The organism is Brevundimonas diminuta (genome assembly GCF_050310045.1).
Classification (GTDB): Bacteria; Pseudomonadota; Alphaproteobacteria; order Caulobacterales; family Caulobacteraceae; genus Brevundimonas; species Brevundimonas diminuta_F.
In genome coordinates, this window is record NZ_CP190005.1 from 2,392,872 (window position 1) to 2,407,825 (window position 14,954).

Annotated in this window: 15 protein-coding genes; 3 read left to right on the forward strand and 12 right to left on the reverse strand. The window is 66.2% G+C overall.

Translation table 11 applies throughout. The features are described from left to right. Nucleotide 1 precedes the first annotated feature (1 nt). A complete protein-coding gene (locus tag ACORJG_RS11505; RefSeq protein ID WP_427789148.1) occupies nt 2-694 on the forward strand; it encodes an isochorismatase family protein in 693 nt (230 codons plus the stop codon). Nucleotides 695-821: 127 nt separating this feature from the next. Here ACORJG_RS11505 and ACORJG_RS11510 read toward each other — a convergent pair whose 3' ends face one another. The 5 genes from ACORJG_RS11510 to ACORJG_RS11530 are packed head-to-tail and all read right to left on the reverse strand — an operon-like array spanning nt 822 to nt 5,325. After that, a complete protein-coding gene (locus tag ACORJG_RS11510; protein WP_427789149.1) occupies nt 822-1,736 on the reverse strand; it encodes a polysaccharide deacetylase family protein in 915 nt (304 codons plus the stop codon). Then, the gene (locus ACORJG_RS11515) at nt 1,723-2,673 is read right to left on the reverse strand and encodes a polysaccharide deacetylase family protein (protein WP_427789150.1); all 951 of its coding nucleotides are present in this window, start codon (nt 2,671-2,673) and stop codon (nt 1,723-1,725) included. Before ACORJG_RS11515 ends, ACORJG_RS11510 begins: the two co-directional genes overlap by 14 nt. After that, complete coding sequence (locus ACORJG_RS11520; RefSeq protein ID WP_427789151.1) at nt 2,670-3,557, reverse strand: isocitrate lyase/PEP mutase family protein; 888 nt, start codon at nt 3,555-3,557, stop codon at nt 2,670-2,672. The genes ACORJG_RS11515 and ACORJG_RS11520 overlap by 4 nt, the downstream gene beginning before the upstream one ends. Beyond that, complete coding sequence (locus ACORJG_RS11525) at nt 3,554-4,042, reverse strand: 3-isopropylmalate dehydratase (RefSeq protein WP_427789152.1); 489 nt, start codon at nt 4,040-4,042, stop codon at nt 3,554-3,556. The genes ACORJG_RS11520 and ACORJG_RS11525 overlap by 4 nt, the downstream gene beginning before the upstream one ends. After that, complete coding sequence (locus ACORJG_RS11530) at nt 4,039-5,325, reverse strand: aconitase/3-isopropylmalate dehydratase large subunit family protein (protein ID WP_427789153.1); 1,287 nt, start codon at nt 5,323-5,325, stop codon at nt 4,039-4,041. Before ACORJG_RS11530 ends, ACORJG_RS11525 begins: the two co-directional genes overlap by 4 nt. A 125-nt stretch (nt 5,326-5,450) precedes the next feature. Here ACORJG_RS11530 and ACORJG_RS11535 point away from each other — a divergent pair, with 125 nt between their 5' ends. Together ACORJG_RS11535 and ACORJG_RS11540 are read left to right on the forward strand one after the other, a co-directional pair. Next, nucleotides 5,451-6,641, forward strand: coding sequence for an acyl-CoA dehydrogenase (locus tag ACORJG_RS11535; RefSeq protein ID WP_427789154.1), 1,191 nt, complete (start codon nt 5,451-5,453; stop codon nt 6,639-6,641). A gap of 13 nt (nt 6,642-6,654) precedes the next feature. Then, the gene (locus tag ACORJG_RS11540; RefSeq protein WP_427789155.1) at nt 6,655-7,857 is read left to right on the forward strand and encodes a CaiB/BaiF CoA transferase family protein; all 1,203 of its coding nucleotides are present in this window, start codon (nt 6,655-6,657) and stop codon (nt 7,855-7,857) included. Between the two features lie 45 nt (nt 7,858-7,902). Here ACORJG_RS11540 and ACORJG_RS11545 read toward each other — a convergent pair whose 3' ends face one another. From ACORJG_RS11545 to cyoA, 7 genes are read right to left on the reverse strand one after another with little or no spacing between them, the layout of a single operon-like run. After that, entirely contained in the window at nt 7,903-8,439 is a 537-nt protein-coding gene (locus ACORJG_RS11545; RefSeq protein WP_427789156.1) for a response regulator transcription factor, read from the reverse strand. 23 nt (nt 8,440-8,462) lie between these two features. After that, a complete protein-coding gene (locus tag ACORJG_RS11550; RefSeq protein ID WP_427789157.1) occupies nt 8,463-9,812 on the reverse strand; it encodes an ATP-binding protein in 1,350 nt (449 codons plus the stop codon). After that, nucleotides 9,809-10,579 (reverse strand): SURF1 family protein, encoded by a 771-nt coding sequence (locus ACORJG_RS11555; RefSeq protein WP_427789158.1) that lies wholly within the window; start codon nt 10,577-10,579, stop codon nt 9,809-9,811. Before ACORJG_RS11555 ends, ACORJG_RS11550 begins: the two co-directional genes overlap by 4 nt. Nucleotides 10,580-10,604: 25 nt before the next feature. Continuing rightward, a complete protein-coding gene (cyoD, locus tag ACORJG_RS11560; RefSeq protein WP_427789159.1) occupies nt 10,605-10,991 on the reverse strand; it encodes a cytochrome o ubiquinol oxidase subunit IV in 387 nt (128 codons plus the stop codon). Then, entirely contained in the window at nt 10,988-11,632 is a 645-nt protein-coding gene (cyoC, locus tag ACORJG_RS11565) for a cytochrome o ubiquinol oxidase subunit III (RefSeq protein WP_427789160.1), read from the reverse strand. The genes cyoD and cyoC overlap by 4 nt, the downstream gene beginning before the upstream one ends. A gap of 4 nt (nt 11,633-11,636) precedes the next feature. Beyond that, nucleotides 11,637-13,649, reverse strand: coding sequence for a cytochrome o ubiquinol oxidase subunit I (cyoB, locus tag ACORJG_RS11570; protein ID WP_427789161.1), 2,013 nt, complete (start codon nt 13,647-13,649; stop codon nt 11,637-11,639). Nucleotides 13,650-13,663: 14 nt separating this feature from the next. Further along, on the reverse strand, nt 13,664-14,878 hold the full coding sequence (gene cyoA, locus ACORJG_RS11575; protein WP_427789162.1) for a ubiquinol oxidase subunit II: 1,215 nt from the start codon (nt 14,876-14,878) through the stop codon (nt 13,664-13,666). Nucleotides 14,879-14,954: the final 76 nt, after the last annotated feature.

Below are 14,954 nucleotides of genomic sequence, written 5' to 3' on the forward strand. Positions count from 1 at the left end.
CGTGAGCGACCTTGTCTTCGACCCGACCATGATCTGCGAGAACAAGACGGCGCGCGAGTTGTTCGAGGCGGTCAAGGCCAACCCCGCCCGCGCCCGTTTCGGCTTTGGCGAGAAACTGGCCGTGGTGAACGTCGACTTCCAGCAGGCCTACACCCGCCCCGACCTGTTTCCGAAGACGGCCTATGTGACCCATCCTGACCAGATCGGCTTAACCAACCGCATCTCGGCCGCCGCGCGCGCCAAGGGGATGCCGGTGATCTGGAGCCATGTCGCCTATAAGGCCGACGCCGGGGACGCCGGGGTCTGGGGCACGCGCACCGATACGCCCGACAGCCTGCAGAACATCAAATACGGGTCCGAACGCCACGCCATCGATCCGCGCTGCCGGATCGATGAGGCTGTGGACCTGATCTACACCAAGCGGATGCCCTCGGCCTTCTTCGAGACGCCGCTGAACTCTTACCTGCGCTGGCACAAGGTGGACACGGTGTTGGTGACGGGGGGCTCGACCTCGGGCTGTGTGCGCGCCACGGCGGTGGACAGCCTGTCCTATGGTTTCCGCACCATCGTCGCCGAAGAGTGCGTGGCGGATAAACACGAGAGCTACCACTACGCCAATCTGACCGACCTCCAACTGAAGTACGCCGACGTGGTGTCGGCGCAAGAGGTGCTGGACTGGCTAGCGTCGCACTGAGTTGACAGCAGCTTGATAGACAGAAGGGCGGCGGATCGAAATCCGCCGCCCTTCCTTTTACGCTTTTACGCTTCCCGGCCGAAGGTTGGGGGCGACGACCGAGTCTGGAGCCGGGACGACGGCGGCCTCAGCCGCCCACCGCCTCGACGATCTCTGAGACGCCGGCGGTCCAGACCGCCTTGTCCTGCGCCAGACCGTCCAGCACGCGACGCACCGCCTTCATCCGGAACGGCAGGCCGCTGACGTAGGGCGTCAGGGTGAAGCCGACGACCTGGCCGCCGAAACGGTCGGCCTCGGCCTTGTGCAGGCGGACCGCCTCCAGCACCTGATCGGCCCATTCGTCCTCGGTCTGAAGACGAACGGTCAGCAGGGCGCGGTCATCCAGTTCATTCGACAAAGGCGCCGCCCAGACCACGCCCTTGTCGGTCTGCATCGGCACGGGAACCGTGTCCTGCTCCCAGTCCAGACAGATGTCGAAGCCTGCCTCGGCGATCAGTTCCAGCGTCTGGAACGACTGCTGCCGCGCCGGGCTCATCCAGGCGCGCGGCTTCAGCCCCGCCCTGTCGAAGGCGTCGCGCGTGCGGCCGATCCAGTCCGCTTCGACGCCTTGCTCAAGCCCGCTCCAGTGAATGCAGTCCGCCTCCCAGCCATAGGCGGCGATCTCGTGCCCGTCGGCGAGGATGGCCTCAACCAAGGGCTGGACGCGGGCCAGCAGGACCCCATTGGTCGGAAACACCGCCTTCAGCCCCCTCGCCTTCAGCGCATCCAGAATGCGGAACACCCCGACCCGATTGCCGTAGTCGCGCGTCGTGAAGTGGCGCAAATCCGGATAGGTCGTCTGCATGGCGCCGGGGTGCTTGAACGGGCGCCCTTGCGGATTGAGCCGGTGGAACTCCAACGGGACCACGAACATCGCGGCGGCCGTCTTGCCGTCCGGCCAGACGATCTTCGGCCGCTCGGTCGCCGGACGCCACGGATACAGCGTCTGATCCATGCCGTAGGAGCGGTGCGGATAGGTCAGATAGTCCTCAGGCAGCGCCATGGCCGAACCCCTTTCCTCCGGTCGCGCAGCCTCTTGCCGCGATATCGGCCTGCGTCTGGTCCCAGCAGTGGTCGCGATAGTAGCTCGCGATCTCGGCGCCGGTGGCGAACCACACGTCGTCCACGTGGCCCATAATGTGTTTCAGCGCCTCTTCGAACGGGCCGATGCGATGGGGCTGGCTGACCAGATAGGCGTGCAGGGGAATGCACATGACCGTGCCGCTCTGCTCGCCCTCTTCCAGCAACTGGTCGAAGTGCCGCTTCAGGATGTCGGTGTAGCGCGCCGGGCTCATCCCCAGGGCGCCGTAGGTGATGACGTCGTTCACCTCCAGCGAATAGGGTAGCGAAATCAGCCTGCCCGACGCCGTCTTCACCGGCTGGGGCTGGTCATCCTGGAACAGGTCGCAGGTGTACCAGAAGTCATTCTCGGCGATCAGGTCCAGCGTCCGCTCGGTATGCGTCAAGGCCGGCGCCAGATAGCCGCGGATGCGCTGGCCGCTGGCCTTTTCGACCGTGCGGACGGCGTCCTCGATGATGGCGCGCTCCTGCGCCTCGTCCATGCCGTAGGAATAGCGGGTGTTGTAGATGCCGTGCGAAAAGAACTCCCAGTTCCGCTCGACGCAGGCCTCGATGATCTCGGGATGGTGGTCGCACAGGGCGACGTTCAGCGACACCGAGCCACGCAGGCCGTATTTGTCCAGCAGCTCCATCAGCCGCCAGTGGCCGACCCGATTGCCCCAGTCGCGCTGGGAATAGGCGACGACATCGGGCGCAGGCTTGGGCCAGCCGGCGCGGCCGGGGTTCTTCGCGGGATCGAACTCATAGAACTCGATGTTCGGCGCGACCCAGAAGGCCAGTTTCTTGCCGCCGGGCCAGACGATCTTCGGCCGGTCCCGATAGGGCCAGTAGTCGTAGAGGTTGGGGTCCGCGACCGTCATGCCTTCTCCTCTTCCCGCGCTTCGTATCGCTGTCCCAGCGCCATCATCTCATCCAGGCCAATGCGGGCGTTGACCCCCATCAGGTCCGTCATGTGCTGGCGATGCGCCGCCGTGCCTCCGTCGCGCTTCAGCACCGAGAGGAAGGCTTCGACGGCCGGAATGACGGCGCGCACCATCGCGCCCGGCGCAATGACCAGACGATAGCCCAACTCGGACAGGCTGTCGGCCGAACTCAGCGGCGTGTCTCCGCCCTCGACCATATTGGCCAGCAGGGGAACGCGGGCGGCGAAACGTTCAGCCACCGCGCGCATCTGATCCAGATCGCGTGGCGCCTCGACGAACAGGACGTCGGCCCCGGCCTCAAGGAACAGTTCGGCCCGATCCATCGCGGCTTCAAAGCCTTCGACCGCGATGGCGTCGGTGCGGGCGATGATCAGGGTGTCGTCGTCGTGGCGCGCATCGACGGCGGCGCGGACCTTGCCCGCCATCTCCTGCGCCGAAATCACGCCCTTGCCGCGCAGATGGCCGCACCGCTTGGGGAAGGTCTGGTCCTCGATCTGGATCGCGCGGGCGCCCGCGCGCTCGAACAGCCGCACCGTGCGACCCATGTTCAGCGCGTTGCCGAAGCCGGTATCGGCGTCGACGATCAGAGGAATGTCGATCCGCTCGGTGATGCGCGCCGCCACGTCAACGACGTGATCCAGACTGACCAGACCGATATCGGGCCGCCCCAGCTGGGTATAGGCGACCGAGGCCCCCGACAGATAGGCCGCCTCAAACCCGGCCTGCTGGACCAGCAGGCCGGACAGGGCGTCATAACAGCCCGGCGCCAGCAGGGCGTGCGACTGTTTGAGCCGACGACGCAGGTTCAGAGGCTCGCTCATGCGGCAGCCGCCAGCTTCTTCTTCAGGTGCGGCATCAGCCCCCCGTCATCCATCATGGCCATAAGGTGCGGCGGCAGAGGCGTGAAATCATAGCCACGCCCCGTCGTCAGATTGGTCAAACGCCCCGCCGCCAGATCGACCTCCAGCCGGTCGCCTGCGGAAATCTCGCCCGCCTGTTCAAGGGTGATGCACGGCACCCCCAGATTGATCGCATTGCGCCAGAAGATGCGCGCGAAGGAGCGCGCGATCACGGCGCGCACGCCCAGCACACTCAGCGACACCGCCGCCTGTTCGCGCGACGAGCCGATGCCGAAGCTGCGACCGCCAACGACGAAGTCGCCCTTGGCCACCGTGCGGGCGAAGTCAGGATCGACGGCGGCCAGACAATGCTGCGCCAGCTCCTCAGGCGGCAGCTTCATCAGCGTACCCGGCGCCATGGCGTCGGTGTCGATATTGTCGCCGAAGACGAAGGCCCGACCGCTCATGCCGTCTCTCCCAGAAACTGACGCGGATCGGCGATGCGGCCGGCAACAGCTGCGGCGGCCACGGAATAGGGCGAGCCGAGATAGACCTGCGCCTCCTTGGACCCCATGCGCCCCTTGAAGTTGCGGTTGGTCGAAGAGATGCAGACCTCGCCATCCGCCAGCACCCCGGCGCCATAGCCAGCACAGGCCCCGCAACCGGACGGCAGCAGGACCGCTCCCGCCTCCATCAGCGTCTGCAAGGTGCCGTCCTGCGTCGCTGTCGTCGTGGTCTTCTGCGACGCCGGGGCGATCAGCAGGCGAGTGTCCGGCGACACCTTGCGACCCTTCAGCACGGCGGCGGCCATGCGCAGGTCTTCGATCTTGGCTCCGACGCAGGCGCCGATGTAGCACTGATCCACCTTGATCCCGGCGTGTTCGGTCACGTCCTGAGTGCGTGACGGATCATGCGGCGCGGCGATCTGTGGCTGCAGCGTCGCCGCATCGAAGCGGTGAACGGCGGCGTAGACAGCATCGCGGTCGGACGCCAGCGCCAGGGCCGCCGCCTCGTCCTCGACCGGACGCCCGGCCGCGCGCAGATAGTCGAAGGTTGTCCGGTCCGGCGCCACGACCCCGGCCTCGCAGCCCAGTTCAGCGGCCATGTTGCACAGGACCATGCGCTCGGCCATCGACAGGCCCTCGACCGTGTCGCCGCCGTATTCAATGGCCTTGAAGGCGTTGTCCATGCCCAGTTCGCGGCACAGGAACAGCATGATGTCCTTGGCCGCAACGCCCGCGCCGAACCAGCCCGACCACTCGACGCGGATCGTCTCGGGCACGGCCAACCAGGTTTCGCCGGTGGCGACGATGGCGGCCATGTCGGTCGCGCCATAGCCAGCCGCATAGGCGCCGAAGGCCCCCGCCGTCGGCGAGTGACTGTCTCCCCCCGCCACGAAGGCGCCCGGCCGGATCAGGCCATGCTCGGGCAGGACCAGGTGGCAGATGCCCACCATGTCGAAGAAGGCGCCGACCTGATGTTCGGCCGCAAACTCCCGCGCCAGCTTCAGGATACGCGCGGATTCGGCGTCCACCGCCGGGACATAGTGGTCAGAGACGATGGCGACCTTCTGTGGATCCCACAGACCCACGCCAAGGTCGCGCAGCATCGGCGCCCAGCGACGCGGCCCCGAACTGTCATGCGCGAAAGCCAGATCGACCTGCGCCGTCACCAGCTGACCGGGTGCGACCCGGTCCAGGCCAGCGGCCCGGGCGATGATCTTTTCAACGAGGGTGGAGCCCCGGCCCATGCCTTCTCCCGATGATGCGCCGCACAAGGGCATTGCTGGACTAAATGATATAGTTTTATATCATCTAAACGCGCAGCCTTGGCAAGCGCCTTCCCGCATCTTCCAGTCCGTCAGGAACGCTCATCATGTCGAACCCCGCCACTTCTTCCGCCCAAACCTTCCGCTGGGATGACCCGTTCGACCTGACGGGGCGTCTGACGGACGAGGAGCGGATGGTTCAGGACGCGGCGCGGTCCTATGCGCGCGAGGCCCTGCTGCCGCGCGTGGTCGCCGCCTTCCGTGACGAGACGTTCGACCGCGCCATCATGACCGAGATGGGCGAGATGGGCTTCCTCGGCGCCACCCTGCCCGAGCAGTACGGCGGCTCTGACGCCAGCCACGTCGCCTATGGCCTGATTGCACGCGAAGTCGAGGCGATCGACAGCGGATACCGCTCGGCCATGAGCGTGCAGTCGTCGCTGGCCATGTACCCGATCTTCGCCTTCGGTTCGGACGAGCAGAAGCTTAAGTTTCTCCCGAAGATGGCGGCGGGCGAACTGGTCGGCTGCTTCGGCCTGACCGAGGCCGACGGCGGGTCGGACCCGGCCTCGATGAAGACCACGGCGGTCGCGGTCGACGGCGGCTATCGCCTGAACGGCGGCAAATACTGGATCACCAACTCGCCCATCGCCGACCTGGCCATCGTCTGGGCCAAGCTGGACGGCGTGATCCGCGGCTTCATCGTCGAGCGCGACTTCGACGGCTTCACCACGGGCAAGATCGGCGACAAGCTGTCGCTTCGCGCCTCGGTGACGGGCGACATCGGCCTGAACGACGTCTTTGTGCCGGAAGCCAACATCCTGCCCGGCGTGCAGGGGCTGCGCGGGCCGTTTTCGTGCCTGAACAAGGCGCGCTTCGGCATCGCCTGGGGCGCGATGGGCGCAGCCGAGTTCTGCTTCCACGCCAGCCGCAACTATGTGGCCGAGCGCACCCTGTTCGGTCGCCCGCTATCGTCGCGCCAGCTGGTGCAGAAGAAGCTGGCCGACATGCAGACCGAGATATTCCTGGGCTTCGAGGGCGCCTATGCGCTGGGTCGTCTGCTGGACACGGGCGCCTGGGTTCCCGAGGCCATCAGCCTGATGAAACGCAACAACTGCGGCAAGGCCCTGGCCGTCGCGCGCGAGGCCCGCGACATGCACGGCGGGGCCGGCATCACCGGCGAACTGCACGTCATGCGCCACGCCATGAACCTGGAGACGGTCAACACCTATGAAGGCGCCCACGACGTCCACGCCCTGATCCTGGGCCGCGCCATCACCGGCGAAGCCGCCTTCTGATAGAAAGGAATCCATGACCGATCCATCGATGATTCCCGCCCCTCACGGTCCGCTGCACGGCGTGCGCGTACTGGACCTTTCGCGTGTTCTGGCCGGGCCGTGGGCGACGCAGACGCTGGCGGATCTGGGGGCCGAGGTCATCAAGATCGAGCGGCCGGGAGCGGGGGACGATACCCGCCACTGGGGCCCGCCCTTCACCACGACATCAGACGGACAGCCCGGCGACGCCGCCTATTTCCTGTGCGCCAATCGGGGCAAGAAGTCGGTCGAACTGGACATCGCCAGCCCGGACGGCGCCGAGGCGGTGCGCCGTCTGGCCGCGACCTGCGACGTGGCGGTCGAGAACTTCAAGACCGGCGGGTTGCAGAAGTACGGCCTCGACTACGCCGCGCTGGCGGCCGTCAATCCGAAGCTGGTCTATTGCTCCGTCACCGGCTTCGGGCAGGACGGGCCGGACGCGCACCGGGCGGGCTATGACTATATGATCCAGGCCATGGGCGGGCTGATGTCCATCACCGGCCAGCCCGACGGCGCGCCGGGCGCCGAGCCGATGAAGGTCGGGGTGGCGGTCGTCGATCTGTTCACCGGCCTTTACGCCTCCAACGCCATACTGGCCGCCCTGTGGCACGCGCGGGCGACCGGCGAGGGCCAGCACGTCGACATCGCCCTGTTCGACGTTCAGGCCGCCATGCTGGCCAATCAGGCGACCAACTGGTTCGTGTCCGGCAAGGCGCCGACGCGGATGGGCAACGCCCACCCCAATCTGGCCCCCTATCAGCCCTTCGCCTGTTCAGACGGGATGGTGATCATCGCCGTGGGCAACGACAGCCAGTTCCGCGCCCTGTGCGGCGCCCTTGGGCTGGAGGCTGAGGACCGCTTTGCCACCAACGCCCTGCGGGTCGCCAATCGCGAGGCGCTGGGGCCGCTGATCGAGGCGAAGACAGCGGGCTTCACCATGCCGGGGCTGATGCAGACGCTGGAGGCGGCAGGCGTGCCCTGCGGCCCGGTGAACACCATCGATCAGGTGTTTCAGGAGCCGCAGGCCATCCATCGCGGCCTGATGGTCGAACAGACGCGCGCCGATCTGGACGGCCCGGTCCGCACCGTGGCCTCGCCCATCCGCCTGTCGAAAACGCCGGTGCGATACGACGCCCCGCCGCCGAAACTGGGGCAGGATACGGAAGCGGTGCTGGAGGCGTTGGCTCCGAAGGACTGAGCCCACTCCCGCTCATGCCCGCAGAGGTGCGGATAAACGGGCCCTTCAGCTGACCTGCCGCTTCTCCAGCTTCCGCGCCAGGGTGCGGCGGTGCATACCGAGGCGCCGGGCAGCTTCGGAGATGTTGAAGTCGGTCTCGGCCAGGACCTCGTGAATACGCTCCCATTCCAGCGTCTTGATCGAGGTCGGGCGGGCGGTCAGGGGTGCATCGGGATCGCCCGCTGCGCGACCGAAGGCCGCCTCGATGTCGTCCGTGCCCGCCGGCTTGGCAAGGTAGTGGCGCGCGCCCAGTTTGATGGCCTCGACCGCCGTGGCGATGCTGGCGAAACCGGTCAGGACCACGATCACCAGATCCGGGTCGAAGGCGTGCAGCGTCTGCACGCAGGTCAGGCCCGACGCCGTGCCAAGCTTCAGGTCCACCACGGCATAGTCAGGGTGATGCGTCTTCAGCAGCTCGACCATCTGGTCGTGGCTGTGCGCGGCCAAAACCTGATAGCCGCGCCGCTCGAACGAGCGCCGCAGGGTGCGCGAGAAGGACTCGTCGTCCTCGACGATCAGAAGCTGGCGGGGTTCTTCGGTCATCTCATGCCCTCTTTCCAGACTGCTTATTTCGGCGCCAGGGCGTCGATGGGCAAGGTCAGGCGCACCATGGCCCCGCCGCCCGCCGCGCCGGGCCGGTTGGTGGCGACGACCGTGCCGCCCAGCTTGCGCACCACATTAACCAGCAGGAACAGGCCCAGCCCGGCCCCTGCCCGCGCCTTGGTCGACTGATAGGGCTGGCCCAGCTTTTCGAGGATGGCGGGCGAAAAGCCGGGACCGTCATCCTCAAAGGCGATGAACAGGCCGTCGGCGTCGGCGGCGGCCCGCACCTCCAGATGGCGCGCGCCCGCTTCCTGCGCATTGTCCAGAAGGGCGCTGAACACCTGTTTCAGGGCCGGGTCGGCGATGATCGACGGGTCGCGCGGCGTCGGGCCGCTGAGGGCGGCCTGCATGGCGTCGGCGGGGCGGCTGGCGGACCAGTCGTCGATGATTTCACCCAGAAAGGCGCTGAGGGCGGTCACGGTCGGCGCCTCGCCGCGCGCCTCGCCCGCCGACATCAGGATGTTGGTGACGATGGATTTGCAGCGCTCGACCTCGGCCTGCATCTGCTCGATGTCGTGGCGCAGGTCCGCATCCTCGGTCAGGGCGGGCATACGCCGCCAGTCGCTGAGAATGACCGACAGGGAGGCCAGCGGCGTGCCCAGTTCATGCGCCGCGCCCGAGGCCAGCAGCCCCATACGCACGATATGGTCCTGTTCCGCCGCCTGCTGGCGGGCCTCGGCCAGATAGGCGTCGCGGGCGCGCACGTTCTGGGTGATCCGCGTGACGAAGGCGACCAGCAGCACGGCGATCAGCAGGAAGTTGACCAGCGACCCCTGCTGGATCAGCCCCAGCCGCGCCTCGGCCCCGATCGGCAGGTCCAGCGGCTGGCGCCAGATGGCCAGCAGAGCCAGACAACCGCTGGTCACCAGCACGAAACCCCAGGCGAACGACGGCCGCAGCAGCACCGCCGCCAGCACCACCTGCATCAGATACAGCGCCGAAAACGGATTGGTCGCCCCGCCGCTGAAATAGAGCAGCCAGCTGAGCGCGGCCACGTCGACGCACAGGGCCAGCAGCAGCTCGGGGTCGGTGACTTCCTTGCGGCGCAGGGTCACGGGCGCGCTGACCAGGTTCATCACCGCCAGCGCGGTCGGCGCCAGCAGCAGCGGCCCCAGCGGCAGGCTGATCTTCAGCCCCCAGTGGACGATGACGATGGTCAGCACCTGACCAATGACCGCCAGCCACCGCAGCTGGATCAGCAGCAGCATGTTGCGGCGGGCGGCGGCGCCGGGCGAAACGGGCGTCTCTACGGCGGCGTCCATGCCCAGCAGATTACGCGCGAATCGCAACAGGTCCATGCTGGACGGCTTCATCGGCCCCGCCCTGCCCGGCGACGACGCTCTTCACGCAGCCAGAACCAAGCGCCGCCCGCCGACATCAGCGCCAGCCCGAACCATGTCAGGGCGTAAACCAGATGGCTGTTGGCGAACCGCACCACCGTCAGCCCGCCTCGCGGCCAGTCGCCGGGATTGGGCGTCGCGTCGGCGTCGATGAAATAAGGCGCGACCGGGCCGCTCAACTGTTTGGCGGAGGCGATGGCCGCAACATCGCGTGAGAACCAGCGGTCGCCGGCCGGGTCGTTGTCGCGCAGGAAACCGCCCTTGGGTTCGCTGATCCGCAACAGGCCGGTGACGGTGGCTGGCCCCGCGACCTGCCCCTCGGCGCGGGCGTCCGGCGCCGCGCGCTCGGCCGGGACGAAGCCCCGGTTGATCAGGACGGTGAAGCCGCGCGCATCTTCCAGCGGCGTGACGATCCAGAAGCCCGGCCCCAGGTCCGTCACCGCCTTCACCCGGACCTCGCGGTCATGCAGGAAGCGGCCGCTGGCCATGATGCGGCGGTATTGATCCGCCTGCCGCGTCACGGCGTCGAAGCCCTGCGGCCCCGGCGCCGGAACAGGCTCGGCGTGGATGCGGCTGTCGACCTGACGGATCAGGTCCTGCTTCCAGGCCAGCCGCTGGACCTGCCAGACGCCCAGCGTCGAAAAGCCGACGAACAGCACGGCGAACATCGCCAGCCCCACGACCAGTCGCGCTACCGGCCGACGGCCTGAACCCGATCCGGGGGCTGACGATGACGTCAACGGCGCCTCCGCGTGCGCGAGGGGATCAGCCCATCACCTGCATGTCGTGGACGGGCATCATATTGGTGTTCAGGTGGTACATGACCCACACCGACCCTGCGACGGCGATGACCACGATCACCAGGGTGAAGATCAGCGCCAGCATGTTCCATCCGCCCTCGGACTTATGGTTCATATGCAGGAAGAAGATCATGTGGACCACGATCTGCACCACGGCGAAGCCGGTGATGATCAGACCCGTCAGCTGCGGCGCCAGCACCCCGGCCATGACCAGCCAGAACGGAATGGCGGTCAGCACGACCGACAGGGCGAACCCGATCAGATAGCCCTTGTAGGTGCCGTGATCGTGATCATCGCCGTGGTGATCGTCGTGATGGTCCACGGCGTGCTCATTGTGGGCTTCAGCGCTCATCGCAGCATCCCGAACAGATAGACGAAGGTGAAGACGCCGATCCAGATGACGTCCAGGAAGTGCCAGAACAGGCTCAGGCACATGAGGCGGCGCTTGTTGGCCTGGATCAGGCCCTTCTGACCCACCTGAATCATCAGGGTGACCAGCCAGATGCAGCCGAAGGTGACGTGCAGGCCGTGGGTGCCCACCAGGATGAAGAAGGCCGACAGGAAGCCGCTGCGCTGGGGCGTGGCGCCCAGGTGGATCATGTGGGCGAACTCATAGAGCTCGATCCCCAGGAAGCACAGGCCGAACAGGCCCGTGACCGCCAGCCAGATCTGCGTCTGCGCCACCTTGTTGCGGTACATCGCCAGCATGGCGAAGCCGTAGGTGATCGACGAGAACAGCAGCATCGACGTGTTCACCGCCACCAGCGGCAGGTCGAACAGATCCTTGGGCGCCGGGCCCGCCGCATAGTTGCCGCCCAGCACGGCGTAGACGGCGAACAGGATCGCAAAGATGAGGCAGTCGCTCATCAGATACATCCAGAAACCCAGCATGGTGCTGTGGCCTTCCGGGTGGTGCGGCTCCTCTACCGGGTGGAAGATCGGCCGCCCGGCGTCGTCGACATAGTCGGGGTTGAGGGAAGGTGCGTGGCTCATCGGATCACCCCTGCGTCGCTGCTGCGGCCGCCAGGGCCTTGGTGCGCGCGTCCTCGGTCGCCTGAACCGTTTCGGCCGGGATGTAGTAGTCGCGCTTGTAGTTGAAGGTGTGGAAGATGGCGTAGGCGATCAGCGCCGCAAAGCCCGCCGCCGCCATCCACCAGATGTACCAGATCAGGCCGAAACCCACGATCATCGACAGCACCGACAGGATCACCCCCGCCCCGGTGTTGGACGGCATGTGAATGGCCTTGAAGCCTTCGGTCGGCCGCTGATAGCCGCGCGCCTTCATGTCCCACCAGGCGTCGCCGTCGTGGATGATCGGCGTCTTGGCGAAGTTGTAGTCCGGCGGCGGAGAGGATGTCGCCCACTCCAGCGTGCGGCCGTTCCACGGATCGCCCGTCTCATCGCGCAGCTTGTCGCGGTTGATGATGCTGACGGCGAACTGGATCAGCATGGCCAGGATGCCGACGGCGATGATGGCCACGCCCACGCCCGCGATGATGAACCAGATCTGATAGGCTGGGTCGTCGAAGACCCGCATCCGCCGCGTCACGCCCATGAAGCCCAGGACGTACAGCGGCATGAAGGCCATCCAGAAGCCGACCACCCAGCACCAGAAGCTGACCAGCCCCCACTTCTTCTCCAGCTTGAAGCCGAAGGCCTTGGGCCACCAGTAGTTGATGGCGGCGAACAGGCCGAACAGCACCCCGCCGATGATGACGTTGTGGAAGTGGGCGATCAGGAACAGGGAGTTGTGCAGCACGAAGTCCGCCGGCGGCACCGCCAGCATGACGCCCGTCATCCCGCCGATCACGAAGGTCAGCATGAAGGCGACCGTCCACATCATCGGCAACTCGAACCGGATGCGGCCGCGATACATGGTGAACAGCCAGTTGAACAACTTCGCCCCTGTCGGGATCGAAATGATCATCGTCGTGATCCCGAAGAAGGAGTTCACGCTCGCGCCCGAGCCCATGGTGAAGAAGTGGTGCAGCCACACCAGGTAGGACAGGATGGTGATGACCACCGTCGCATAGACCATCGAGGTGTAGCCGAAGAGCTTCTTGCCCGAGAAGGTAGAGGTGACTTCGGAGAACACGCCGAACAGCGGCAGGATCAGGATGTAGACCTCGGGGTGGCCCCAGATCCAGATCAGGTTCACGTACATCATCGGGTTGCCGCCGAAGTCGTTCGTGAAGAAGTTGGTGCCGACGTAACGGTCCGCCGACAACAGCACCAGCGTCGCCGTCAGGATCGGGAAGGACGCCACGATCAGGATGTTGGCGCACAGCGAGGTCCAGGTGAAGACCGGCATCTTCATCAGGCCCATGCCCGGCGCGCGCATCTTCACGATGGTCGCGATCAGGTTGATGCCGGACAGAGTGGTCCCTACCCCCGCGATCTGCAGCGCCCAAATATAATAGTCGACCCCGACGCCGGGGCTGTAGCCGATGCCCGACAGCGGCGGATAGGCCAGCCAGCCCGTCCGTGCGAACTCGCCGATGAACAGCGACATCATCACCAGGACGGCGCCGACCGTGGTCATCCAGAAGCTGAAGTTGTTCAGGAAGGGGAAGGAGACGTCCCGCGCCCCGATCTGCAACGGCACCAGATAGTTCATCAGGCCGGTGATCATGGGCATGGCCACGAAGAAGATCATGATCACGCCGTGGGCGGTGAAGATCTGGTCATAGTGGTGGGCGTTCAGATAGCCCTCGGATCCGCCGAAGGCCATGGCCTGCTGGATCCGCATCATGATGGCGTCGGCAAAACCGCGCAGGAACATGATCAGACCCAGGATCATGTACATGATCCCGATCTTCTTGTGGTCCACGGTCGTGAACCACTCCTTCCAGAGATAGCCCCACAGCTTGTAGCGGGTGAGCAGGGCCAGCACTCCCAGACCGCCGATGACGACGACGGCGAAGGTGGCGACCAGAATGGGCTCGTGGAACGGGAGCGAGTCCCAGTTCAACCGGCCCAGAAGCGGCGATGTGGTTTGTTCGACAGTCATGATCGTTCAGGCGCTCAGGATTGCGACGCGGCGGGCGCGGACGCCGTGGAAGGCGCGGAGAAGAGAGAGGCGAAACGCTCGTTCGGCTGGGATCTGTCGGGGCGTTCCAGCCCCTGCCCCATGACCCGGTTCAGCGGGGTGTCGCGGGCGACGTCCTCGCCGAAGGCCTGACGGCGGCGCGCGGCGTCGACGGCGGCGGCCTCGGCCTCCAGCGGGGTGCACAACGTCATCACATAGGACTCGCCCGCGCCGAAGACGGCGTCGCCGCGACGGGCGTATTTGTCATAGACCAGCGGCAGGGTGTTCTTGACCGCCGCCAGACCCAGACCGCCCTTGCGGTCGATGTCCATCATCTCGCCCATGCACATCTTGCCCGGCTCGACGCACATATTGACCACGGCGTCGAACAGGCGGTCGTCGACCGTCGCGTAGTGGATGACCGGCACCTTCTCGCTGGGTTTTTCCAGTTCCAGATAGGTCTCGCGGTCCAGACCCTGACCGGCGGCGCGCACGCCCGCGACCCAGTGGTCGAACCCGGCCTGATCCATGCCGCGGAAGGCGAAACGCATGTTCGAGAAGCCGTCGCCGGAATAGTTGGCCGAGAAGCCGACGTATTCGCCCGGACGGTTGATGACGGCGTGCAGCTTCGTCTCCATGCCCGGCATGGCGTAGATCTGACCGGCCAGGGCGGGGATGTAGAAGGAGTTCATCACCCCGGTCGAGGTGATGTGGAAACGGATCGGCCGGTCGACCGGCGCAGCCAGCTCATTCACCGAGGCGATGCCGTATTCGGGATAGATGAACAGCCATTTCCAGTCCATGGCCACCACCTCGACCTGAAGCGGACGGTGATTTTCGGCCACAGCCTGCCCCTCGGCGATGCGGTCCAGCGGGCGATAGGGGTCCAGCAGGTGCGTGCCCGCCCAGGTGATCGCGCCCAGACAGATGATGATCAGCAGCGGCGCCGCCCAGATCACCAGTTCCAAATGGGTCGAGTGGTCCCAGTCCGGCTCATAACGGGCTTCCTTGTTCGACTCCCGGTACTTCCAGGCGAAGAACACCGTCAGGAGCATCACCGGAATGATGATGATCAGCATCAGTATGACGGACATGACCAGCAGATCGCGCTGCTGGGCGGCGATATCGCCGGCGGGGGCCAGGACAACGGCCTCGCAGCCGGGCAGCAGGGCCAGAAGAGGCAGAAGCAACAGGGGACGCAGGCGGCGCACGGCGGCTCCAGTCGAGGTTGGGGACAAGGGCACGGTCATCTTGCACGCCCCGTAACCCCGCCCCGAAACAGGCGAC

Coding starts and splice junctions, on each gene's coding strand:
- ACORJG_RS11510 (WP_427789149.1), bottom strand. CDS start 1,736: ATGGCGCTGCCTGAGGACTATCTGACCTATCCGCACCGCTCCTACGGC.
- ACORJG_RS11515 (WP_427789150.1), bottom strand. CDS start 2,673: ATGACGGTCGCGGACCCCAACCTCTACGACTACTGGCCCTATCGGGAC.
- ACORJG_RS11520 (WP_427789151.1), bottom strand. CDS start 3,557: ATGAGCGAGCCTCTGAACCTGCGTCGTCGGCTCAAACAGTCGCACGCC.
- ACORJG_RS11525 (WP_427789152.1), bottom strand. CDS start 4,042: ATGAGCGGTCGGGCCTTCGTCTTCGGCGACAATATCGACACCGACGCC.
- ACORJG_RS11530 (WP_427789153.1), bottom strand. CDS start 5,325: ATGGGCCGGGGCTCCACCCTCGTTGAAAAGATCATCGCCCGGGCCGCT.
- ACORJG_RS11535 (WP_427789154.1), top strand. CDS start 5,451: ATGTCGAACCCCGCCACTTCTTCCGCCCAAACCTTCCGCTGGGATGAC.
- ACORJG_RS11540 (WP_427789155.1), top strand. CDS start 6,655: ATGACCGATCCATCGATGATTCCCGCCCCTCACGGTCCGCTGCACGGC.
- ACORJG_RS11545 (WP_427789156.1), bottom strand. CDS start 8,439: ATGACCGAAGAACCCCGCCAGCTTCTGATCGTCGAGGACGACGAGTCC.
- ACORJG_RS11550 (WP_427789157.1), bottom strand. CDS start 9,812: ATGAAGCCGTCCAGCATGGACCTGTTGCGATTCGCGCGTAATCTGCTG.
- cyoD (WP_427789159.1), bottom strand. CDS start 10,991: ATGAGCGCTGAAGCCCACAATGAGCACGCCGTGGACCATCACGACGAT.
- cyoC (WP_427789160.1), bottom strand. CDS start 11,632: ATGAGCCACGCACCTTCCCTCAACCCCGACTATGTCGACGACGCCGGG.
- cyoB (WP_427789161.1), bottom strand. CDS start 13,649: ATGACTGTCGAACAAACCACATCGCCGCTTCTGGGCCGGTTGAACTGG.